This is a genomic window from Mesorhizobium koreense, from assembly GCF_031656215.1.
GTDB classification, from domain to species: domain Bacteria; phylum Pseudomonadota; class Alphaproteobacteria; order Rhizobiales; family Rhizobiaceae; genus Mesorhizobium_L; species Mesorhizobium_L koreense.
Map to the genome: position 1 here is coordinate 5,006,274 of NZ_CP134228.1, position 21,779 is coordinate 5,028,052.

General features: G+C 61.1%; 20 protein-coding genes. 11 read left to right on the plus strand and 9 right to left on the minus strand.

Features of this window, described 5'->3' with window-relative positions; all coding sequences use genetic code 11:
* Positions 1-43: 43 nt before the first annotated feature.
* From RBH77_RS23795 to RBH77_RS23830, 8 genes are read left to right on the plus strand one after another with little or no spacing between them, the layout of a single operon-like run.
* A complete protein-coding gene (locus RBH77_RS23795) occupies positions 44-1,927 on the plus strand; it encodes an extracellular solute-binding protein (RefSeq protein ID WP_311030047.1) in 1,884 nt (627 codons plus the stop codon).
* A complete protein-coding gene (locus RBH77_RS23800) occupies positions 1,927-3,795 on the plus strand; it encodes an extracellular solute-binding protein (protein ID WP_311030048.1) in 1,869 nt (622 codons plus the stop codon). The genes RBH77_RS23795 and RBH77_RS23800 overlap by 1 nt, the downstream gene beginning before the upstream one ends.
* A 39-nt stretch (positions 3,796-3,834) precedes the next feature.
* Positions 3,835-4,941, plus strand: coding sequence for a microcin C ABC transporter permease YejB (locus RBH77_RS23805; protein WP_311030049.1), 1,107 nt, complete (start codon positions 3,835-3,837; stop codon positions 4,939-4,941).
* Positions 4,938-6,089 carry an ABC transporter permease gene (locus RBH77_RS23810; protein WP_311030051.1) on the plus strand — a complete coding sequence of 384 codons (1,152 nt, stop codon included), beginning with the start codon at positions 4,938-4,940 and terminating at the stop codon, positions 6,087-6,089. Before RBH77_RS23805 ends, RBH77_RS23810 begins: the two co-directional genes overlap by 4 nt.
* A gap of 54 nt (positions 6,090-6,143) precedes the next feature.
* A complete protein-coding gene (locus RBH77_RS23815; RefSeq protein ID WP_311030052.1) occupies positions 6,144-6,377 on the plus strand; it encodes a hypothetical protein in 234 nt (77 codons plus the stop codon).
* On the plus strand, positions 6,377-6,877 hold the full coding sequence (locus RBH77_RS23820) for a type II toxin-antitoxin system VapC family toxin (RefSeq protein ID WP_311030053.1): 501 nt from the start codon (positions 6,377-6,379) through the stop codon (positions 6,875-6,877). The genes RBH77_RS23815 and RBH77_RS23820 overlap by 1 nt, the downstream gene beginning before the upstream one ends.
* The gene (locus RBH77_RS23825) at positions 6,874-8,502 is read left to right on the plus strand and encodes an ABC transporter ATP-binding protein (protein WP_311030054.1); all 1,629 of its coding nucleotides are present in this window, start codon (positions 6,874-6,876) and stop codon (positions 8,500-8,502) included. The genes RBH77_RS23820 and RBH77_RS23825 overlap by 4 nt, the downstream gene beginning before the upstream one ends.
* Positions 8,503-8,515: 13 nt before the next feature.
* Entirely contained in the window at positions 8,516-9,457 is a 942-nt protein-coding gene (locus tag RBH77_RS23830) for a 2-hydroxyacid dehydrogenase (RefSeq protein ID WP_311030055.1), read from the plus strand.
* 5 nt (positions 9,458-9,462) lie between these two features.
* Here the strand turns inward: RBH77_RS23830 and RBH77_RS23835 are convergent, their stop codons facing one another.
* Together RBH77_RS23835 and RBH77_RS23840 are read right to left on the minus strand one after the other, a co-directional pair.
* A complete protein-coding gene (locus tag RBH77_RS23835) occupies positions 9,463-10,323 on the minus strand; it encodes a C40 family peptidase (protein ID WP_311030057.1) in 861 nt (286 codons plus the stop codon).
* Complete coding sequence (locus RBH77_RS23840; protein ID WP_311030058.1) at positions 10,320-10,670, minus strand: MarR family transcriptional regulator; 351 nt, start codon at positions 10,668-10,670, stop codon at positions 10,320-10,322. The genes RBH77_RS23835 and RBH77_RS23840 overlap by 4 nt, the downstream gene beginning before the upstream one ends.
* Positions 10,671-10,909: 239 nt before the next feature.
* On the opposite strand from RBH77_RS23840, the gene RBH77_RS23845 reads away from it, so the two are divergent.
* The 3 genes from RBH77_RS23845 (at position 10,910) to RBH77_RS23855 (ending at position 13,412) form a co-directional block, all read left to right on the plus strand.
* Positions 10,910-11,515 carry a CatB-related O-acetyltransferase gene (locus tag RBH77_RS23845; RefSeq protein ID WP_311030059.1) on the plus strand — a complete coding sequence of 202 codons (606 nt, stop codon included), beginning with the start codon at positions 10,910-10,912 and terminating at the stop codon, positions 11,513-11,515.
* Positions 11,516-11,590: 75 nt separating this feature from the next.
* Positions 11,591-12,346 (plus strand): Stf0 family sulfotransferase, encoded by a 756-nt coding sequence (locus tag RBH77_RS23850; protein WP_311030060.1) that lies wholly within the window; start codon positions 11,591-11,593, stop codon positions 12,344-12,346.
* A gap of 247 nt (positions 12,347-12,593) precedes the next feature.
* Entirely contained in the window at positions 12,594-13,412 is an 819-nt protein-coding gene (locus tag RBH77_RS23855; protein ID WP_311030061.1) for a tetratricopeptide repeat protein, read from the plus strand.
* 114 nt (positions 13,413-13,526) lie between these two features.
* Here RBH77_RS23855 and RBH77_RS23860 read toward each other — a convergent pair whose 3' ends face one another.
* From RBH77_RS23860 to cpaB, 7 genes are all read right to left on the minus strand, one after another.
* The gene (locus tag RBH77_RS23860; RefSeq protein ID WP_311030062.1) at positions 13,527-14,549 is read right to left on the minus strand and encodes a type II secretion system F family protein; all 1,023 of its coding nucleotides are present in this window, start codon (positions 14,547-14,549) and stop codon (positions 13,527-13,529) included.
* 9 nt (positions 14,550-14,558) lie between these two features.
* Positions 14,559-15,572 carry a type II secretion system F family protein gene (locus tag RBH77_RS23865; protein ID WP_311030063.1) on the minus strand — a complete coding sequence of 338 codons (1,014 nt, stop codon included), beginning with the start codon at positions 15,570-15,572 and terminating at the stop codon, positions 14,559-14,561.
* A 29-nt stretch (positions 15,573-15,601) separates the two neighbouring features.
* Positions 15,602-17,092 carry a TadA family conjugal transfer-associated ATPase gene (locus RBH77_RS23870; RefSeq protein ID WP_311030064.1) on the minus strand — a complete coding sequence of 497 codons (1,491 nt, stop codon included), beginning with the start codon at positions 17,090-17,092 and terminating at the stop codon, positions 15,602-15,604.
* Positions 17,093-17,122: 30 nt separating this feature from the next.
* Positions 17,123-18,412 (minus strand): CpaE/TadZ family protein, encoded by a 1,290-nt coding sequence (locus RBH77_RS23875; RefSeq protein WP_311030065.1) that lies wholly within the window; start codon positions 18,410-18,412, stop codon positions 17,123-17,125.
* Between the two features lie 39 nt (positions 18,413-18,451).
* Entirely contained in the window at positions 18,452-19,186 is a 735-nt protein-coding gene (locus RBH77_RS23880; RefSeq protein ID WP_311030066.1) for a CpaD family pilus assembly protein, read from the minus strand.
* A 15-nt stretch (positions 19,187-19,201) separates the two neighbouring features.
* Positions 19,202-20,662 (minus strand): type II and III secretion system protein family protein, encoded by a 1,461-nt coding sequence (locus tag RBH77_RS23885; RefSeq protein WP_311032680.1) that lies wholly within the window; start codon positions 20,660-20,662, stop codon positions 19,202-19,204.
* A gap of 146 nt (positions 20,663-20,808) precedes the next feature.
* On the minus strand, positions 20,809-21,621 hold the full coding sequence (cpaB, locus tag RBH77_RS23890; protein ID WP_311030067.1) for a Flp pilus assembly protein CpaB: 813 nt from the start codon (positions 21,619-21,621) through the stop codon (positions 20,809-20,811).
* Between the last annotated feature and the right edge of the window lie 158 nt (positions 21,622-21,779).

The window sequence follows — 21,779 nt, forward strand, 5'->3', positions numbered from 1 at the left end:
TTCGGCCCAACTTTGACCAAGCCAACCGGCCAAAGGATATGGAATGAAGATCCCGCGCAGGACATTTCTCGGAGGCACGCTGGCGGCATTCCTGCCGGCCGGTACGGTCGCAGCCGGGGCCGAGGGCGAAACAGAAGCGTGGCGCACGTCCTCGTCGCTTGTGAGACCGTCGAAATACGGCGATGCCTTCGCACACTATGATTACGTTAACCCGTCCGCGCCGAAGGGCGGTGAAACGCACTCCGTTTCCATCGGTACCTTCGACAGCTTCAACCCGTTCATCGTGCGCGGGACGCCCGGCGCAGGGCTGGGTTCCTTCGGCGGCGATCTCTACGACACGCTCATGAAACAGGCGACGGACGAGTCCGGCGTCAGTCATGCCCTCATAGCCGAGGCCTTCAAATTCCCGGAGGACTATTCGTCGGCCACCTACCGGCTGAACTCCAAGGCGCGCTGGCACGACGGCAAGCCGATCACGGCGGAAGACGTGGTCTGGTCGTTCAATTTCCTGAAAGCCAACAGCCCGCTCTACACCCGCTATTTCGCCAATGTCACGGAAGCGGTCGCGAATAGCGACGGCGAAGTCGAATTCCGCTTCAACCAGAAGGGAAACCGCGAGCTTCCCCACATCATGGGCGATCTCGCCGTGCTACCGAAGCATTGGTGGGAAGGCACCGACGGCTCAGGCAAGAAGCGCGACGCCATGGCGCCGACGCTGGAGCCGCCGCTCGGCTCCGGGCCCTACAGGATCGGAAGCTTCCGCGCCGGCTCGGAGATCGTGTGGGAACGCGTCAAGGACTATTGGGCGGCCGATCTCGGCGTCAATGCCGGCCGCAACAATTTCGACCGCAAGAAATACATCTATTTCCGTGACGAGAACGCCGCCTGGGAAGCCTTCACCAAGGGCGGTTATGATGATTTCCGCGTCGAGAACCGCTCGCAGCGCTGGGCGATCGGCTACGATTTCCCGGCCTTCAAAGCCGGCGACGTCATAAAGCATGAATACGAGACGACTGCCGGTAAGCCCATGCAGTGCTTCGTCATGAACATGCGGCGCGCACAGTTCCAGGACCGGCGGGTGCGCGAGGCGCTGACCTGGGCCTTCGATTTCGAGGACATGAACCGGACGCTTTTCTACAACTCATACAAGCGGACGCAGTCCTACTTCCAAGGCACGGAACTCGCCTCGCGCGGCCTGCCGGAAGGCAAGGAGCTGGAAATCCTGAATGCGGTGAAGGACGAAGTACCTCCGGAGGTCTTCACCAAGGAATTCAAGCTGCCGGTCTACGACACGCCGCAATCGGAACGGACGAATCTCCGCCAGGCTTTCGAACTCCTCAAGGAAGCCGGCTGGCAGGCCAAAGGGCGCACGCTGGTCAATGACAAGGGGGAGCGCTTTACGATCGTCTTCCTCGGCAACGACCCTTCCGACGAGCGCGTGGTCGGTCCGTTCATCGCCAATCTGCGCAAACTCGGCATCGACGCCAGCCTGCGTATTATCGATGTCAGCCAATACATCAACCGCGTGCGCAGTTTCGATTTCGACATGGTGACGACGGTGATGATGCAGTCCGAATCGCCCGGCAACGAGCAGCGCGATTTCTGGTCGTCGAAGGCGGCGGACGCACCGGGATCGCGCAATCTGATGGGCATCAAGAACCCGGCCATCGACAAGCTGGTCGACCGAGTGATCTTCACCAAGGACCGCGACGATCTCGTCGCCGCCACGCGAGCGCTCGACCGGGTGCTTTTATGGAACTTCTACGTCGTCCCGCAATGGTATGCGCCCGGGCTGCGCGTCGCCTATTGGAACAAGTTCGGCATTCCCGAGAAGCAGCCTGGCTATATCGGCGTCGATTTCGATTCCTGGTGGGTGGACGAGGCGAAGGCCGAGGCGCTTACCAGGAAATACAAGAGCAAGGACTGATGGAGCGCTGGCCGCGTCGGCGGTTCCTCGGATTATGCGGAGCGGCGGCAGCACTTCCGCTTCTGCCGCAGCGAAGCGCTGCCCAGCCGGCGTCCGGCAAGGCACTGCACGGGCTCTCCGCCTTCGGCGACCTGAAATACGCACCGGATTTCACCCATTTCGACTACGCCAGCCCGGACGCGCCGACGGGAGGGACATTCAATTTTCCGCCGCCCAACTGGGCCTTTAACCAGAACGTCAGCACCTTCAACACCCTCAACACTTTCGTTCGCGCGAGCGACGCCCCGCCGCGCATGGAGATGTGCTTCGATCAGCTAATGGTACGTGCGCTCGACGAGCCGGACGCGCTCTATGGCCTCATTGCCGAAAGCGTGACCATCTCGGACGACCGCAACAGTTTCGATTTCAAATTAAGGCCCGAAGCGAAATTCTCCGACGGTTCACCGCTCACGGCCGAAGACGTCGCATACACCTACAGGCTCTTCAAGGAGAAGGGTCATCCGAGCCTGCTTCTTCCTCTCAGGGAAGCGGTGGATTTCATCGCCGTGGAGGACCATGTCTTCCGGCTGGTCTTTTCAGGGAAACAATCGGACCGCACCATCCTTGGTCTTGCCGAATATCCGATCATCTCCAAGGCCTTCTTCGAGAAGAACCCGTTCGACGGCTCGCAGTTGAACCCTCCGCTCGGCTCCGGCCCTTACAAGGTCGGCAGGTTCGGCGCCGGGCAGTATATCGAGTATGAGCGACGCGACGATTACTGGGCGCGCGATCTCCCGGTCAATCGTGGCCTGCATCATTTCGATGTCATCCGGATCGAGTTCTATCGTGAGCGGCAGGCCGGCTTCGAAGCCTTCAAGAAGGGCAGGATCGTATACCGCGAGGAATTCACCTCGAAGACATGGGCGACGGAATACGATTTTCCGGCGATCAAGGAAGGCAAGGTCGTCAAGCGGACCTTCCCAGCGGAATCACAGCCCTCGCTTCAGGCCTGGGCGCTGAACCAACGGCGCGAGCGCTTCAAGGATCCGCGCGTGCGTTTCGCTATCGGCAACTGCTTCGACTTCGAATGGACGCAGCGTAATCTTTTCTATGGCTCCTATGATCGCTCGCAATCGCTTTTCGAAAAGTCCGATTTCAAGGCGAGCGGGAAGCCCTCCCCCGACGAAATGGCCGTCCTCGAAAAATTCCGCGGCCAGATTCCCGACGCTGCTTTCGGCGACGCGGTCGTGCAGCCGGTTTCCGACGGCTCCGGGCGCGACCGCAAGCTCCTGCGCAAGGCGCTCGGACTGCTGAAAGAGGCTGGCTGGACGCGCAAGGGCGAATCCCTTGCCAACGACAAGGGCGAGCGGCTGACCATCGAGCTTCTGGTCAACGATCCCGCGCTGGAACGGGTAAGCACGCCCTTCGTCGACAACATGCGCGCCATCGGCATCGACGCTTCGATCCGCCTCGTCGATCCGGCTCAGTACCAGCTTCGTCAGGCGAATTTCGATTTCGACATGGTGATGATGGCCGCCTCCTTCAGCGCCTCGCCGACGCGGGAGGAGATGGAACATTACTTCTCCTCCGTCGCCGCTTCGGCATCGGGGTCACGCAATCTTCCCGGAACCGAGAGCCCCGCTATCGATGCCCTGATCGACCTTGTCGGCAAGGCAAAAAGCCGGGCTGAACTGACAACGGCCATGCGTGTGCTCGACCGGGTCTTGCGCGCACGTCAGGACTGGATTCCAAATTGGTATCTGGCGAATCACCGGGTGGCCTACTGGGATATGTTCGGGTTCAAGGAGAAGAAGCCCGACTACGGTTTTCCGGTCGAGGCACTCTGGTGGGTGGACGAGGAAAAGGCGAAGGCGATTGGCAAGGGCTGACGGGGGCACGACAGACCTGCGGATCGGGAGGGCCGGCTAGTGGGAGCCTATATTCTCCGGCGCCTTCTTTTGATGATCCCGACGCTGTTCGGCATCATGGCGGTGTCCTTCGCCGTCATCCAGTTCGCGCCGGGTGGTCCCGTCGAGCAGGTCATTGCCAAGATCACTGGCCAGGGCGGCGGCCCCGGCGACCGGCTTTCCGGCGGCGGCGCCGACATGGGCATGCAGAATTTCGATGCGGCCAGCAGCGACGTCTCGTCGAGATATCGCGGCGCGCAGGGGCTCGACCCGGAATTCATCAAGAAGCTCGAAAAGCAATTCGGTTTCGACAAGCCGCCGCTCGAACGTTTCTTCATGATGCTCTGGAACTATTCCCGCTTCGATTTCGGCCGGAGTTATTTCCGCGATATCCCGGTGCTGCAGCTGATCCTGGAGAAGATGCCGGTGTCTGTCTCGCTCGGCCTATGGATCACGCTTCTGTCCTACCTGATCTCGATCCCGCTCGGCATCCGCAAGGCGGTCAAGGATGGCTCGGCCTTCGATGTGTGGACGAGCGGCATCATCATCGTCGGCTACGCCATTCCGGGCTTCATGTTCGCCATCCTTTTGATGGTGCTGTTCGCAGGTGGTTCCTTCTTCGACTGGTTCCCGCTGAGGGGGCTGACCTCGGATAATTGGAGCCAGCTTTCCATCCCCGGCAAGATACTCGACTATCTGTGGCACATCGCCCTGCCGATCACGGCCATGATCATGTCGGCCTTCGCCACGACGACGCTTCTGACGAAGAACTCCTTCCTCGACGAAATCCGCAAGCAATATGTGGTGACGGCGCGCGCCAAGGGGCTTTCCGAGCGGCAGGTGCTCTACGGGCATGTCTTCCGCAACGCCATGCTGATCGTCATCGCCGGCTTTCCCGGCGCCTTCATCTCGGCTTTCTTCACCGGGTCGCTCCTGATCGAGAACATCTTCTCGCTGGACGGGCTGGGGCTGCTCGGCTTCCGCTCGGTGCTCGACCGCGACTATCCGGTCGTCTTCGCCAATCTCTATATATTCTCGCTGCTCGGCCTGTTCGTCACCCTCATCTCCGACCTCACTTATACGTGGATCGACCCGCGCATCGACTTCGAGCGGAGAGATGTCGGATGACGGACATCCAGGTGACGGCCGCCGTCGAGGCGACACGCGATCGGACGCGCCGCCCCTTCCTGTCGCCGCTCAACCAGCGGCGCTGGTTGAATTTCAAGGCCAACCGAAGGGGCTACTGGTCGCTGTGGATATTCCTCGTCCTCTTCGTGCTGTCGCTGTTCTCCGAACTCATCGCCAACGACAAGCCCATCATCGCCTCCTACAAGGGCGAGATCCTGTTCCCGGTGCTGGTTGACTATCCGGAAGAGAAATTCGGCGGGTTCCTCGCCGTGACGGATTACCGCGACCCTGCGATCCACGACGAGATCAAGGCACATGGCTGGCTGGTCTGGCCGCCGATCCGCTACTCCTACCGTACGGTCAACAACGAGATACCGGAGGCGGCGCCGGCCAAGCCTTCCTGGCTCTATTCGAAGGATGTGCGCTGCCAGCGCTACCCCAAGGGCGTCGACGATCCCGGCTGCACGATCGGCAACTGGAACTGGCTGGGCACCGACGACCAGGCGCGCGACGTGCTCGCGCGCGTCATCTACGGTTTTCGCATATCGGTGCTGTTCGGTCTCGTCCTGACGTTCTTTTCGGCCGTGCTCGGCGTCTCGGCCGGCGCGGTGCAGGGCTATTTCGGCGGGTGGACCGACCTCCTCTTCCAGCGCTTCATCGAGATCTGGTCATCCATCCCGGTGCTCTACCTGATCCTGATCATGGCGGCCGTTCTGCCGCCCGGCTTCTTCATCCTGCTCGGGCTGATGCTGCTCTTCTCATGGGTGGCCTTCGTCAGCGTGGTGCGGGCGGAATTCCTGCGCGCGCGCAATCTCGAATATGTCAACGCGGCCCGCGCGCTTGGCGTCTCCAATCGCACCATCATCTACCGGCACATGCTGCCCAACGCGATGGTGTCGGCGCTGACCTTCCTGCCCTTCATCCTCAACAGTTCCATCACGACGCTGACCTCGCTCGATTTCCTCGGCTTCGGCCTGCCGCCGGGCTCGCCGTCGCTCGGCGAATTGCTGAAACAGGGTCAGTCGAACCTCAATGCGCCGTGGCTGGGGCTCGCCGGCTTCTTCACGCTTTCGATCATGCTCTCGCTCCTGATCTTCATCGGCGAAGCCACACGCGACGCCTTCGACCCGAGGAAGACGTTTAGATGAATACGGCATATGCTATTATCCTCGCACAACGGCCCGTCGATTAGGATGGTTGAGATGAACAAGATCGTGCGTCAGCATTATCCGGTATCGCAATTGCCCGCGGACCTTCGTGCGCAATTTGCAGATGACACATCGGTCACCGTTACAATTGAGGAGGAGATCAGGAATCCGCTCACACGCGAACAGCTGCTGGAGATGTTCGAAAAAGCGCGGAAGAATTCCCCTGGTACGACGCTCGAGGAAGCAGTCGCCCGTGTTCGTGCGTTGCGCGACGAGTGGGATGATTAATGGGTCCTCAGCTCTATCTCGACGCAAATATCGTCATTTACGCATTCGAGAACACCGACGAAATATCCGAGCGGCTGCGAAGTTTGATCGCCGCCACATCGTCGCCTCAGCATCGCTTCCTGGCAACAAGCGAACTTACATTGGCGGAAATCGTTGTAGTCCCGCTCAGAAACGGCAATCGACGGCTAATCGATATCTACGAATCTATTACAATTGGCAATTCATTCGTCTATGTCGGAATCGTAAGCCGAGAAGTCCTTTGGCTAGCAGCGATATTACGGTCCAAGCATCGTCAGTTGCGATTGCCGGATGCGATACACATCGCCACGGCGATGCTGTTTGGTTGTGACTATTTCCTGAGCGGCGATCTCAGATTGAGCGGTTCCTTTTCCATCGAACAAATGTCTGAACCGGTGCAGATTCCAAAAGCTTCGATCTCTGTGGTGCGGCCCGAAACGCCAGTAATCGACAAGCTGGTCATCGAATTTAGCAAACGATGACAGCCACTCTCCTCTCCGTCCGCGACCTGTCCGTGGCCTTCAGCCAGGGCGGGCACGACAGCATTGCCGTCGATCACATCTCCTTTGATGTCGGCAAAAGCGAGACGGTGGCGTTGGTCGGGGAATCCGGCTCCGGCAAGTCGGTGACGGCGCTCTCCGTCCTGAAGCTCCTGCCCTACCCTGCCGCCAGCCATCCGTCCGGCCAGATCCTGTTCGGCGGCAAGGATCTCCTTGCGGCGAACGAAAAGGAGCTTCGCCGCGTGCGCGGCAACGACGTCACCATGATCTTCCAGGAGCCGATGACCTCGCTCAACCCGCTGCATACGGTCGAGCAGCAGATCGGCGAAATCCTGCGTCTGCACCGGGGGATGCGCGATGCCGCGGCACGGGCACGCACACTCGAACTCCTGAACGAGGTCGGCATCCGCGAGGCGGAAAAGCGGCTCGGCGCCTATCCGCACCAGCTTTCCGGCGGCCAACGCCAGCGCGTCATGATCGCCATGGCGCTCGCCAATGAGCCCGATCTTTTGATCGCGGACGAGCCGACCACCGCGCTCGACGTGACCGTGCAGGCGCAGATCTTGGAACTGCTCGCCCGGCTCAAGCAGGCGAATGGCATGTCGATGCTCTTCATCACGCACGATCTCGGCATCGTACGGCGCATCGCCGACCGCGTCTGCGTCATGACCGGCGGCAAGATCGTCGAAACGGGCCCAACGAAGGAAATCTTTGCCACCCCCCGGCACGAGTACACAAGGCATCTCCTCACCGCCGAACCCAAGGGCCACCCCCCCGCCTCCGACGAGAAGGCGGAAACCGTCATGCGTGGCGACGACGTCAAAGTATGGTTCCCGATCAAGGAAGGGTTCCTTCGCCGCACGGTGGACCATGTGAAAGCGGTGGACGGCATCGACCTTACGGTCCGCGCCGGCCAGACGCTCGGCGTTGTCGGCGAATCCGGCTCTGGCAAGACGACGCTCGGCCTGGCGCTGGCGCGGATGATCTCGTCGGAGGGGAAGATCAGCTTTGCCGGCCGTGAGATCGACGCCTATTCGTTCAAGGAGATGCGGCCGCTGAGGCGCGAATTGCAGATCGTCTTCCAGGACCCTTTCGGCTCGCTCAGCCCACGTATGTCGATCGCCGAGATCATCGAAGAAGGGTTGCGCATCCACGAGCCGAAGCTGACCGCCGACGAGCGCGACGAGCGCGTCGTCGGCGTGATGAAGGAAGTCGGCCTCGAGCCTGAGACGCGGTTCCGCTATCCTCATGAATTCTCCGGCGGGCAGCGCCAACGCGTGGCGATAGCACGCGCCATGGTGCTCAATCCGCGTTTCGTCATGCTGGACGAACCGACCTCGGCGCTCGATATGAGCGTGCAGGCGCAGGTCGTGGACCTGCTGCGCCGGCTGCAGGAGCGGCACAACCTCGCCTATCTCTTCATCAGCCACGATTTGAAGGTCGTGCGCGCGCTCGCCAACGAGGTCATCGTCATGCGCGGCGGCAAGGTGGTGGAACACGGGCCTGCCGAGCAGATATTCACGCGACCTAAGACCGACTACACGAAGGCTCTGATCTCTGCCGCTTTCCGGATCGAAACGGCGCCTGAGGGCGTGGTGAGCGAATAGGCGAAGAAAAAGAATGGGCAAGGGCCGCATCCTGTTTTCCGCTCAAGACATAGATCCGCAGCGCTGGCAGGAACTTCTGTCGCAATCGCGCGAGGTCGTGCTGGAGCCGAACGGGCCGGACGATCCTTCCATCGAATATGCGGTCGTGTGGAGGCATGCCCCAGGCGTTCTCTCGAAGCTGCCCAATCTCAAGATCATCTTCTCGATCGGCGCCGGCGTCGACCATGTTCTCGCCGATCCCGACATTCCCCATGTGCCGATCGTCCGCGCCGTCGCCGACGAGCTTACGCAGTTGATGACCGAATATGTCGTCTGGCGCGTGCTGGATCACCAGCGACAGGGAATGCTCTATCGCGAGCAGCAGACACGCGGGATCTGGAATGAACCGAGGCAGCCGGCAGCAGGTGCCGTTCACGTCGGCATCATGGGTTTCGGCACGCTCGGTTGCGATGCCGCCAAGGCGCTTCTGGCGCTCGGCTTCAAGGTGAATGGCTGGAGCCGGTCGCCGCGCCCGATGGCGGGCGTCACCGCTTTCCATGGCGCCGACGGGCTCGACGCCTTCCTCAACGCCACCGATATCCTGGTTTCGCTTTTACCGCTGACGCCGGCGACGCGCGGCATCATCGACTACGACCTGCTCGGCAAGCTCAATCGCGGCAACCCGCTCGGCGGCGCCGTTCTCATCAATGCCGGTCGCGGCCAGTTGCAGAAGGACGCCGACATCGTGCGGGCGCTCGATGATGGCCTGATCAAGGAAGCGAGCCTCGATGTTTTCGAGACGGAGCCGCTGCCGGCGACAAGTCCGCTTTGGTCGCACCCGAAGGTCTTCATTACGCCGCACACGGCGGTGATCTCCGACCCGTCCTATCTCGTACCGCCGATGCTGGCACAGATGGACGCGTTCGAGCGCGGCGAAAAACTACTGAACATGATCGATCCGAAAGCCGGATACTGATCGTCTCAAGGACGGCGGAAGCCGGTCGGCCCGCCATAGAGATAGGCGATGCGCTCCACCGCCTCACTGAGCTTTTCGCGCGAGACCATCATGGTGTGGCCGTTGGCGTGGATAATGTTTCGCCTATCCAGCATGATGGCGACGTGGCCTTTCCAGAAGACGAGATCGCCGCGCCGCAATTCGGCCATGTCCGCTCCCGGATCGAATTGCTCGCCAAGGGAGGATGCCTGCATGTCGGTATCTCGCTGGACCGAGCGCCCAGCCATGCGCAGCGAAAGCTGGACGAGACCCGAGCAGTCGATGCCGAAGGCACTCATGCCGCCCCAAAGATAGGGTGTGGACAGAAGCGCTTCCGCCACGCTCACATAATCGTCCACGGCATCTCCGACGGGACGGAGATGCGCGTCGATCAAAGCCTCGCCCGAAGCAAGGACGGCGTAGCGCGTGCCGCGCGTCTCGGCGAACCGTTCGACGGAAACGCGCGAGCCCGCGGAGAGACAAATCTTGCGCGGCATCTTCAGATCGGCGCCCGAATAGAGGAAGGTGCGTGGCACCGACACAACGTGGGTCGGAGCGGCCCCCGCCGCGCCTAGCGCGGTCCGTGCGACATAGCCGACATAATTGTCGTGGACGGCTTGCACCCAGGCCCAGCCATTGCGCTCCTCGAAAACCAGAACGTCGTCGCCAAGAAGCAATTGCGTGTTCAGTCCCGCAGCCGCATCGGGCGTGGCAAGCATGTCGGCGACGGGCACGCCGATCCGAGCCGGCCTGCCGGCCACGAAGCGGCCGGCCTCGACCTGTCCTTTCAGCCGCTCGTCGGCCAGATCCTCCCGAAAAGCATGGAGGCGCTTGTCGAGGACGTTCATGCCGGAAGCTCCGCTGCCTTGGCTATGATGGCATCGCCGAAGCGCTCGACATAGAGCGCGCCCTCGACGGTGCGCCGGACAAGCACGTTGCGCCGGTCGTTCTCGTCGCGATGGCGCGACACCAGCTTCATGGCGCCCATCGTGTCGAGCGCGCGCGTGATGACCGGCTTGGTGACGCCGAGACGACGGGCAAGGCCCCGCACCGTATGCGGTGGCGGGTCGAGATAGACAGTGAGCAGGATCGCTGCCTGCCGGAACGACAGATCATGCGCGCCGCCCGTCACCTCGGCGAGAGAAACAAGCTGCCACAGCCGCAGCGCCTGGGTCGGACGCAGAACAACCGACATGACAAAGCTTTCCGTAAGGGCTTTCCGTAAAGCGCGTTTTCCGTCTTTGTTTCGGAGCCGTATCATTCAATCCGCAAACAGCGGGTTAAGCAAGCTCCGGGCGATGCTACGGGGTCGCGGGCTACGTCAAGTTTGAGATACCCGATGGTCACTTGCGAGCAGGATCGGTCCATTCTCTTTCTTTTCCGGATGTGGTTAGGTTAGAAAACCAACAAGTAAGGCAAGGTGACCAAGCAACTATGTTCGGAAAGGCCCGGAAAAAATTCGGCCTTCGGAAGGCAGAAGGAGAACTTCCGGAAGGAGTGAGGGTCGGGCGCCACTCATACGGCGTTCACTCTTCATCGATTGATGGTCTGCGCGGATCGATCGACATCGAAATCGGCTCGTTTTGCTCCATCGCCAAGGAAGCGCTCTTTCTCCAGAACGAGCATACGCGGACTACAGTCTCAACATGGCCGTTTGACCGTGCTTTTGACAATCGCCATTGCGGCAGGGACCTGCGCGGACCAATACGGGTCGGCAATGACGTCTGGATCGGTCGTCGCGCTGTCATCCTCTCGGGCGTAACGATCGGTGACGGTGCAATCATCGGCGCCGGCGCTGTCGTAACGAAGGACGTCCCTCCCTACGCGGTCGTCGTTGGCAACCCGGCACGCGTGGCGCGATACAGGTTCGACCAACGACAGATCGATGCGCTTCTGGAACTTCGTTGGTGGACTTGGTCCGACGAAAAGATACAGAGCCACAGCGAATTCTTCCTTGGCTCTATCGACAAGTTCATCGAAAAATTCCAGCACTCGGCGGATCGCACCGCGACTAAGCGATCTTTCGGGCTATTGTCGTAGACCGATCTGCCACCGGTCGGCGTATCGGGAGGACGCATCTATAACTGGTATCGAATAGGGGAGGATTCTTAACGGATGATCGGCTGCCTCATTTTGACAACGCCGCGAAGCGGTTCGAATTGGCTCTCGGATCTGGTTACGAAAACCGGGACGATGGGCAACTGCGTCGAATGGCTTCATGACGCGCGCCTCGGAGGGAAGCTCAAGAAATTATCCGCTGATGAGCTGAAAAGAGAACTCGTGACGTGCGCGGCTACGGAAAACAGCCGCTTCTCCCTCAAGATATTTCCATCCCATGTTCGTAAGACATATCGTACATTGAAGACCGATATAATTCGCGATCTCCATGAAGATCACTCTGTATCTTTTGCCGTTCTCAGAAGACGTGACCGCATAAGGCAATCGATATCTCTATTTCGAAGCAAGACAACCGGCTCCTGGACAAGCCATTCCGATAATTATGCCGAGCCTGTATACGACTTTTATAAGATATGTGACTATTATTTTAGACTTGAGCGCGACAATAATTTTTGGGTAAGTTATCTTGAGTTATATCAACTCGATTACAACGTATTTTATTATGAAGATATGCTCGAAAGCCCGCGCTCCTGTATTGACTGGATAGCGGCTCAGCTTGATATTGATCCGCCCGACCACATTCCAGACACGAAATTCGCTATCCAGCGTGATACCATCACGGAAGAATGGGTTGAGCGCTTTCGAAACGATCTGTCGCAGGATCACGTTCTCCAATACGCGGAGGGCCGTGTGGCGCCGGCAAGAAATGCATCGAATTTTTTAAGATTTCTTACGAAGACACCGCTCCAGTAACAGGAGCGATACTGCTTTGCCCGCGTCGAACGCATCGTCTTGAAAACCGACGTACAGTGGCAACAGCAACGGGGATGCCGATTGTGCCTGCCCGGGGTAACGCGCGGCACGCAAGCTCCACTTCCCGGGGAAGCGCACGGAGGATCCAAGAAGGTCAATTAACGATCCGTTAGGGTTAACAGAATATTTCTCGGCATGGGAAGGCGACCCGTGCGGGGGCCGTCGTTTTGGTGGAGGTTCCGTTCCCATGTCGACGTGGCGCACTGGCGGCAAGAACGGGAAACGCCTAGCTCGCAAAATTCTGGCGCTGACACTCGCGGCGGGCGTTGCCGGTTGCGGGCATAGCCGGATGACGACAGGCTCCATCCACCCCGCTTCGTCCGAGCCGATCGGGCAGATGACGAGCACCGAGCTCAATTCAGCGCTCACTCAACTTGGCAATAACTATGCCGCGAACCCCAAGGACAAGGCAATCTCGCTGAAATATGCCAGCGCGCTCCAGATGGACGGCCGCACCGATCAGTCGCTCGCCGTGATGCGCAAGCTGGTCATCTATTACCCGAAGGACCGCGACATCCTGGCTGCCTACGGCAAGGCGCTAGCCGCCGACGGACAGCTCGAACAGGCGCTCGACGCAGTCCGACGCGCGGAAACGCCGGAATATCCGGATTGGCGCCTGGTTTCGGCGGAAGGCGCGATCCTCGATCAGCTCGGCAAGGCCGATCAGGCGCGCGATCTCTATCGCAAGGCGCTCGACCTCAAGCCGAACGAGCCGTCGGTGCTCTCCAATCTCGGCATGTCCTATCTTCTGACGGGCGACCTCAAGACGGCCGAGACCTATATGCGCTCGGCGGCCTCGCAGCCAGGCGCCGACAGCCGCGTGCGCCAGAACCTCGCCCTCGTGGTCGGCCTGCAGGGCCGGTTCGACGAAGCCGAAAAGATCGCCAGCGCGGAGCTTCCACCGGATCAGGCTGCGGCCAACGTGGCCTATCTCAGGCAGATGATCAGTCAGCAGAACGCCTGGAGCCAGTTGAAGGACGGCAAGAAGAAGAAAGCCGTTCAATAGCGGCGCCGACGGCACGCGGTTCACGAATTTCAAACGACAAGAGTACGCCGGCTCAGATCAGCCGGCGTTTCTCCGTGCAATCATGAATCCAGGAGGCGACCGGCCCCTGCGCCGTCACTTGTTCGACGAGACCGAGGTGCCGCCGAAGATACCGCCACGCTGGCTGACGGTGATGCCGGCCGGGCCCAGGATGATGATGAACAGCACCGGCAGGAAGAACAGGATCATCGGGACCGTCAGCTTCGGCGGCAGCGCGGCCGCCTTCTTCTCGGCCGCCGTCATGCGCATGTCACGGCTCTCGTTGGCGAGGACACGCAGCGCCTGCGCCACGGGCGTGCCGTAGCGTTCGGCCTGAGTGAGCGCCTGCGAGACACTCTTGACCGATTCCAGCCCCGTGCGCGTGGCCAGGTTTTCATAAGCCTGCTTGCGCTCCTGCAGGAAGGACAGTTCGGCGTTGGTGAGCACGAATTCTTCCGCCAGTTCGACCGATTGCGAGCCGATCTCATCCGCGACCTTGCGGAAAGCCGCCTCGACGGACATGCCCGATTCCACGCAGATCAGCATGAGATCCAGCGCGTCCGGCCAGGCAAGCTGGATCGACGCCTTGCGCTTGCTGGCGCGGTTGGAAACGTAGACGATCGGGGCATAGAAACCCGCATAGGCCGCCAGGACGCAGACGAAGAACTTGACGAATGTCGGCTTGTCGGCAAGGCCGCCGAGAAGAAAGATATAGGCAAGCGCGAGCGCCAAACCGGCGAACGGCAGGACCAGTCGGAAGAAAAGAAACTTCGTTACCGGGTTCTGGCCGCGAAAGCCGGCTACCTTGAGCTTGTCCAGCGTCTTCTGGTCGACGAGAGCCCTGCGCAGGTCGAGCTTGTCGACGATATTGCGCATGCCGATCGACTGTTCTTCGCGCAAGCCTCCCTTGCGGCGGCGGTCGGCTTCCGCTTGCAAACGCGCGCGCTGCTTCGCGCGCAGTTCCTCGCGCTCGAGTGCGACTGTCTTCATACGTGCCTTGAGCGGATTGCCGCCGAAGGCCGGAAGCGCGGTGAATGCCGTAGCGAAAACCGCGATGCCTACGAGCAGAGCGATCAGGAATGACGGATCCGAAAGCGATTTGGCTACCTGGTCGACCATGGCTAGGTTCTACACCTCGAAATTCATCATCTTCTTCATGGTGAAGATGCCCATCGACATCCAAACCGCCGCGATGCCCAGCAGCAGATGACCGGTGCTCGTGGTGAAAAGCGGCATGATGTAGGAAGGGCTCGAAATGTAGACCAGCCCGGCGACGATGATCGGGAGCGCGCCGATGATTGCGGCTGAAGCTTTTGCCTCCATCGCCAGCGCCTGGATCTTCGCCTTCATCTTCTTGCGGTCGCGCAGGACGCGCGAAAGGTTGCCGAGCGCCTCGGAGAGATTGCCGCCGGCCTGGCTCTGTATCTGGATGACGATGCCGAAGAAACTCGCTTCCGGGCAGGGCATGGTCTCCGACATGCGCATCGCCGCGTCGGGGATGGACAAGCCCATCTGCTGGGATTCGACGATGCGGCGGAATTCGGCCCGCACCGGCTCCCGCGACTCGCTCGCGATCAGGCGTACGGCGTCGTTCAAGGGCAGGCCGGATTTGACAGCGCGGACGATGACGTCGAGGGCGTTCGGAAATTCGTTGAGGAAGGCCTTTATCCGGCGCTTACGGATAAACATCACCAGCCATCTCGGGATGCCGAAGGCTCCGGCGAGCAGCGCGCCGGGAACGACGTAGAGCGGGGCGCCGACCAGGAACACAATCGTCGAGAGGAAGAGGCCGCAAAGCGCGGAGTACAGGTAGAACCGCTCCATGGAGAGATGCAGGCCGGCCTGACGTATCTGCACCTTCAGGGGCGGTTTCTTGACGCTCCGGTCCTTCACCTTCTGCTTCTCGTCCAGTTCCTTCAGCGATTCCTGGATCGACTTGCGGCGCTTGGCGACTTCGGCCAGGCGGTCGCGAGAAGCCTTCACGCTAAGGCGGTCGGTGTCGGCGCTTTTCACCGTCCGGAGACGCTTTTCCGCCTTCTGTTCGTTCGAGATGCGCGTGAACAGGAAGGCATAGGCGACGGCGCCCGCGCTGCTCCCGGCAAGGAGCACGAAGAGAAGGACGGTGCCGTCGATACCGAACATTTCCTACTTGCCCAACTTCTCAAAAGCGGTCACTCGGCCCGCTTTTCCATGGCCTCGAGAGCGCCGGCCAGACGCTGCTCCTCGTTGTAGTAGCGCGCCCTCTCCCAGAAATGCGGCCGGCCGATGCCGGTCGAAACATGCTCGCCGATCAACCTGCCCGAGGAGTCCTCGCCCTTGATGTTGTAGACGACGATGTCCTGGGTGATGACGACGTCCCCTTCCATGCCGACCACCTCGGTGATGTGCGTGATGCGGCGGGAGCCGTCGCGAAGACGGGCGGCCTGGATGATGACGTCGATCGAGCCGGTGATGATCTCGCGCACCGTCTTCGGCGGCAGCGAATAGCCGCCCATGGCGATCATCGATTCCATACGGTTCAGGCATTCGCGCGGAGAGTTCGAGTGGATGGTGCCCATCGAACCGTCGTGGCCAGTGTTCATCGCCTGCAGGAGATCGAATACCTCGGGTCCGCGTACCTCGCCCACGATGATCCGTTCCGGACGCATACGCAGGCAGTTCTTGACGAGATCGCGCATCGTCACCTCACCCTCCCCTTCGAGGTTCGGCGGACGCGTTTCGAGGCGCACGGTATGCGGCTGCTGGAGCTGCAGTTCGGCGGAGTCCTCGCAGGTGATGATGCGCTCGTCGCGATCGATATAGTTGGTCAGGCAGTTGAGGAGCGTCGTCTTGCCCGATCCGGTGCCGCCCGAGATAACGACATTGCAGCGCACGCGCCCGATGATCTTGAGGATCTCCGCGCCGGGTGGCGAAATAGCGCCGAACTTGACGAGCTGGTCGAGCGTCAGCTTGTCCTTCTTGAACTTGCGGATGGTGAGCGCGGTCCCGTCGATGGAAAGCGGCGGGGCGATGACGTTGACGCGGCTGCCGTCCGGCAGGCGGGCGTCGCAGATCGGGCTCGATTCGTCTACGCGGCGTCCGACCTGGCTGACGATGCGCTGACAGACGTTGAGGAGCTGCTGATTGTCGCGGAACCGGATACCGGTCTGCTCGACCTTGCCGTTGACCTCGATATAGACCTGCTTGGCGCCGTTGACCATGATGTCGGCGATGTCGTCGCGCGCGAGCAGCGGCTCGAGGGGGCCGTAGCCGAGCACGTCGTTGCAGATATCCTCGAGCAGTTCCTCCTGCTCGGAGATCGACATCGCGAAATTCTTGATCGCGATGATGTCGTTGACGATGTCGCGGATTTCCTCGCGTGCGCTGTCTGGATCGAGCTTGGCAAGCTGCGAGAGATCGATCGTGTCGATGAGCGCGGAGAAGACCTGGCTCTTCGTGTCGTAATAGGATTCGCTGCGTTCGCGCGCCATCGGGCGGGATGCAGGAGCGGAAGGCGCCTGCTGCGGCACTCTGGGCGCTGCCGGCGCGACCGCGGCTCGCGGCTCGCTTTGACGCGGCTCGGGCGGACGCGGCGCGGCGACGGCCACGTCGCCGGACAGAGACGTCGGATGGATATCCGGCACGCCTCTGTCTCCTGGGTTGTTGCCTCGCTTACCAAACATGACGGCTGAACCAGTCCAATCGAGCAGACACTATTTCTTCGCCTTGAGCGCCTTCATCCGGCCGAGAAGATTTCCCAGGCCGGGCTTCTTCTTCGCCTTCACTTCGCTTCGTCCGGTCAGGACGTGGGCCATCTCTACCATCGAGTTAACGATCGCATGCTTAGCATCCATCTCGCCGAGCATGCGGCCGTTATTGGCGGCGTTGCCGAAAAGTTGTGGGTCGAAGGGGATGACCGCGAGTGGGGTCAACTCCAACGGTTCCGCGAATTCCTTGGCGGATATCTCGGGGCGTTTGGGAACGCCGACCTGGTTGACGATGAGATGTGGCGGAGCGTCGTTCGGACGCAGCTTCCTCAGCGTGTCGATCAAATTCTTGGCGTTGCGGAGATTGGCAAGTTCCGGCGTGGCGGTGATCACGATCTCGTCGGCCTGGGAGAGCGTCGTGCGTGTCCAGCCGTTCCAGACATGCGGAATGTCGAGAACAAGCTGCGGCGCGCTGCGCTGCGCGATCTCGATGAGCTGGGAGAACGCGTCGCCGTCGAAATCGTACACGCGCTCAAGAGTGGAGGGCGCGGCAAGCAGCGACAGGTGCTCGGCGCATTGGGCGAGCAGCCGGTCGAGATAGACCTCGTCGATGCGCTCCGGCGAGAATACGGCCTCGGCAATACCCTGCGCCGGATCCTGGTCGAAGTTGATATTCGCCGTTCCGAAGGCGAGGTCCATATCGGCGACCACGACCTCGGTACTGAAAAGGGTAGACATGCTCCAGGCGACGTTATGCGCGATGGTCGAGGAGCCGACGCCGCCCTTGGCCCCGATAAAGGCGATGGAGCGGCCCATGGGATCGGCTTCCGGATCGATGAATATCGCCGATATGACCGCGACGATATCGGCCATCGAAACCGGAGCTACGACATATTCGGAGATGCCGGAGCGGATCAGTTCGCGGTAGAGCCATACGTCGTTGTAGTGGCCGATGATGACGACCTTGGAACTCGGATCGCATACTTCCGAAAGCTGCCGGAGCGATGCGAGCAGTTCCTTGGGCTCGCGACGTGATTCCAGAAGGATGAGGTTAGGCGTCGGCGCCGAGCGGTAGAATTCGATCGCCGTTTCGATGCCGCCCATATGCACCTTGAGATGGGCCTTGGCCATGCGCCGGTCCTCGCCGGCGCGTTCGATCGGACCGGAGACGCCTTCCGTTTCGCAAAAAGCCTGGATCGAGATGCGCGGAACGGGTCGCAAGGCGTTCATCGCCGCGACATCCTGCTGCTGGGTCTCCTCGCGGTCGGGAGCGGATTCGTATGCGAGATTGCTCATGGACGTGCTCTCTTGATGCTCCGGCGCAGGCTGGACAAGTCAGTATTCCACTTCGGAATTGCCCAGGAATTCACCCGAGATGCCCCTGCCGCGATAGACGTTGATAACGTTGTTGCGGTTCGCAGCGTCGATATCACCCATCTTGCGCGGCCCGATCAGGTCGTTTGGATTGGCCACCTGCGCGGCCAGGTTGCGCTGATAGGAGCAGCCGAAATCGGCGTAGTGCTTGTTTTCCGAGTTCTTCATGAGGTCTTCGGGCCACCGGCCGCACGGGCCGGCGGAGGCAACGACCTTCGAATAGGAGACACGGATCGGCGGCTGCGAATCCGGTGCGTTCACACGGTAGGAAAGGATGGTGATGCGGCCGCGCGGTACGCCCGCGCTCCTCGCCACCTCCGCCAGGCCGGCGGCGGCTCTCCGCGCCGCGGCCTCGTTCGCGGAGCCTTCCGGAAGAAGGATCTGCACGACGGATGCCGCGCTGCGGTCATAAGAACCCAGGAAGCCTTGAAGCTGCTCGCGCTGCGAGCGTGTCATCCCGCGATCCGCCGCGCCGACGGGAATGTCGGTCACCTGCTCCTTTTCCGAGATGACGATAGGGTGGCTCGTGCGGTAGTCGTCGGGGATCGCGCCGACGATGACGTGGTCGCGCCCGACACAGCCGGCAAGGAGCGAAAGGCCGAAAACGGCAGCCATCGGATAGAGGCCAAGCCGGATGCGCGCGCCGGAGCGGCGCTTGTCCCGGCCGAGGCTGTTCTTCATTCTGGCGTCGGACATGTCCGTGGTCCCCGATTACTTGTAAATGTAGCCGACGACGCCGTGGTAACGGCCGTCCGGCAAGCTCGTGCGCATGGTGCCGTAGACGCGGTTGACGCGACCGAGGAACATGCCGGCACCATCGCTCGGCGGATTGAAATTGTCGTCCGGCTTGGAGAGCTGGTTGCGCGCGACAGGCCGCACCAGATAGGGCGTGATGATGATGACCAGCTCGCTCTCGTTGCGGACGAAGTCGCGGCTGCGGAAGAAGGTACCGAGCACGGGTATCTTGGAAAGCCCGGGCAGGCCGTTCATCGCCTGGCGAACGTCGTCCTGGACCAGCCCGGCGATCATCATCGAGCCGCCGGAGGGAAGTTCCACGGTCGTATCGGCCAGACGCTTGCGGATGGAGATGATGTTGGTCCCGGGCGCCGAGCCCGCCTGATTCGGCTGAATTGAAACCGATCCCTCGGTCGTCGGTTCGGAAACGGAGGTGCGTACTTTCAGGCTGATGCGCCCGGCGGAGAGCACCACCGGCTGGAATTCCAGCCCGATGCCGTATTCGACCTTGCTGATCCCATAGGTCAGCTTGCCCGTCCGGTTGTCGGAGGAAACGTTGGAATCAGCGCTTGTGATGATGTTGTACTCGCCGCCCACCCTGAAGGTGGCTTTCTCGCCCGACACGGCGGTCAATGTCGGCTCGGCCAACGTCTTCATGACACCGGTCTGCTCCATCGCATTCAGATAGGAGCTGATCGGCGAGGAGGTCGAATTATTCCCGAGCATCAGTCCGGAACCCGAGAGCGTCTTGCCAAGGCCGGTGAAAGTGTCGCTGATGGCGCCCCAGGAAATCCCGTTGGAACTTCCGGCGGCAAAAAGATTCATGCCGAGCTGCTTCATGACGTTACGGCTGACCTCCGCCACCGTCACCTTCAGGCTCACCTGATCCTCTCCGATGATCTGCAGGAGGTTGATGATGGCGCTCTTCTGCCTGGTCTGGTCGGGGTTGTTGATGTCCACGCCGCCGACAGCCGCGCCACCCGCGGCGGTCTGTGCATACTGGCCGGTCGTCGCCTCGCCGCCGGTCACGAAGGCAGTGGCGAGTTGCACCGCGCGCGTCGCGTCGAGAGGTGTCTCAACCGTGCCCGAGAGGACGACGTTGTCGTTTACGAGCTCGACCTTGATATCGGAATCGGGGATGTACTTGCTGAGATACCCTTCCAGACCCGACACATCGCGTTCGATGGTCAGATCCAGCGCGGCGATCTGCTGGCCGTTGGCGCCGAAGACGAAGACGTTGGTCTGGCCGACCTGCTTGCCGAACAGGTAGATGCGGCGCGAGGTCCGGGTGACGGCGTCGGCAACGCTCGGATTGGCGACGAGAATGTCGTAGGCGTCCTGCGGCAGGTCGATGACGATCGACTTGTTCAGTCCGAGCTTGATACGCTGGCCGGCGGAGGAGGAAGCGATGCGCGTATGGCTACTCCCCCCATCCATGTCGGCCGCAATCGCGGGAGGCACGGCCGCCGAAGCCAGCAGGAACAGCGACGCCGTGCAGGCGGCAAGGGCCTCGAGCTTTTTCCGGGACAGGCCGGAACCGTTCATTCGATGCGCCGTCATGATCGGCAGGTCCCTCTTTCGCGTCATTTCTGTGCCGTCACTTCCGAGACTTCGCCCGATTTGATGAGGCGGACCGTTCCGCGATGCCCCACCCCGGAGACCAGGTAGTCGGCCTCCGCCGTCGGCTTCTGCTGCGTGTCAGCCACCGAACGCAGCGCCAGCGTCAGCCTGTCGGCCATCTGGGCGGCCACGGTAACGATCTCCGCCTGCAGCGGAGTGAGTTCCAGCGTGGCGGTCGCGCCGACCTTGGTCTTCTTGCCTTCCTCGTCCTGCTGGATCGTCTGGTCGATCGCCAGCACACGGATATTCTTCAGGATGGTATCGGTGATGAAGCCGTTTGCCCCGACATTGGGGGTCTGCGAGCGCCGGGTCATGATGACGTCGACGTGATCGTTCGGCAGGATGAAGCCGCCCGCCGATGTTTCCGCCGAGATCTGGACAGCCACGGCGCGCATGCCGGAAGGCAGGATGGACGACATCAGGCTCTTGCCTTCGCCTACCAGCTTGGAGCGGCGGACGGGCTCGCCCTTATACATGGCGATGCGTGCGACCTCGCCCCGCAGCTTGGTTATCGCATCAGGATTCTGCGCCTTGGTGATGTAGTTGTCGCCGATGGAATCGCTCGGCCATTCCTGCCAGCGCATCTGGCTGTCGAGCACGCCGCCGACGGGAACGTCCTCGTTCAGGACGAGCACCTGCGAAAGCTCGATCGCGGGCTTCTGCGGAGTGGAGACGATGATCGGAGCCTTCTGCGCCGTCATATGTTTGGCAACGTAGCCGGCGCCGCCGGCCGCCGCCACCGCGACCCCCAGAATCACAAGTCTGGATGCTGCCATGTTCCCAACCTCGCCCCGGCATAAATCACCTAGCCGTGCCGGACATTGCGGCGGGAATGGTCAAATTAAGGTTAATGACGGGCTTACAATCGTGATTAATTAAAAGTTTAAGGAAGGCGGAGTGGGCATTTGGCAATAGGCAGCAAGCAATCGGATTT

Coding starts and splice junctions, on each gene's coding strand:
- RBH77_RS23845 (WP_311030059.1), top strand. CDS start 10,910: ATGTTCGGAAAGGCCCGGAAAAAATTCGGCCTTCGGAAGGCAGAAGGA.
- RBH77_RS23865 (WP_311030063.1), bottom strand. CDS start 15,572: ATGTTCGGTATCGACGGCACCGTCCTTCTCTTCGTGCTCCTTGCCGGG.
- RBH77_RS23885 (WP_311032680.1), bottom strand. CDS start 20,662: ATGGATGGGGGGAGTAGCCATACGCGCATCGCTTCCTCCTCCGCCGGC.
- RBH77_RS23835 (WP_311030057.1), bottom strand. CDS start 10,323: ATGAACGTCCTCGACAAGCGCCTCCATGCTTTTCGGGAGGATCTGGCC.
- RBH77_RS23815 (WP_311030052.1), top strand. CDS start 6,144: ATGAACAAGATCGTGCGTCAGCATTATCCGGTATCGCAATTGCCCGCG.
- RBH77_RS23860 (WP_311030062.1), bottom strand. CDS start 14,549: ATGGTCGACCAGGTAGCCAAATCGCTTTCGGATCCGTCATTCCTGATC.
- RBH77_RS23840 (WP_311030058.1), bottom strand. CDS start 10,670: ATGTCGGTTGTTCTGCGTCCGACCCAGGCGCTGCGGCTGTGGCAGCTT.
- RBH77_RS23800 (WP_311030048.1), top strand. CDS start 1,927: ATGGAGCGCTGGCCGCGTCGGCGGTTCCTCGGATTATGCGGAGCGGCG.
- RBH77_RS23875 (WP_311030065.1), bottom strand. CDS start 18,412: ATGAGCAATCTCGCATACGAATCCGCTCCCGACCGCGAGGAGACCCAG.
- RBH77_RS23830 (WP_311030055.1), top strand. CDS start 8,516: ATGGGCAAGGGCCGCATCCTGTTTTCCGCTCAAGACATAGATCCGCAG.
- RBH77_RS23855 (WP_311030061.1), top strand. CDS start 12,594: ATGTCGACGTGGCGCACTGGCGGCAAGAACGGGAAACGCCTAGCTCGC.
- RBH77_RS23880 (WP_311030066.1), bottom strand. CDS start 19,186: ATGTCCGACGCCAGAATGAAGAACAGCCTCGGCCGGGACAAGCGCCGC.
- RBH77_RS23820 (WP_311030053.1), top strand. CDS start 6,377: ATGGGTCCTCAGCTCTATCTCGACGCAAATATCGTCATTTACGCATTC.
- RBH77_RS23850 (WP_311030060.1), top strand. CDS start 11,591: ATGATCGGCTGCCTCATTTTGACAACGCCGCGAAGCGGTTCGAATTGG.
- RBH77_RS23870 (WP_311030064.1), bottom strand. CDS start 17,092: ATGTTTGGTAAGCGAGGCAACAACCCAGGAGACAGAGGCGTGCCGGAT.
- RBH77_RS23810 (WP_311030051.1), top strand. CDS start 4,938: ATGACGGACATCCAGGTGACGGCCGCCGTCGAGGCGACACGCGATCGG.
- RBH77_RS23795 (WP_311030047.1), top strand. CDS start 44: ATGAAGATCCCGCGCAGGACATTTCTCGGAGGCACGCTGGCGGCATTC.
- RBH77_RS23825 (WP_311030054.1), top strand. CDS start 6,874: ATGACAGCCACTCTCCTCTCCGTCCGCGACCTGTCCGTGGCCTTCAGC.
- cpaB (WP_311030067.1), bottom strand. CDS start 21,621: ATGGCAGCATCCAGACTTGTGATTCTGGGGGTCGCGGTGGCGGCGGCC.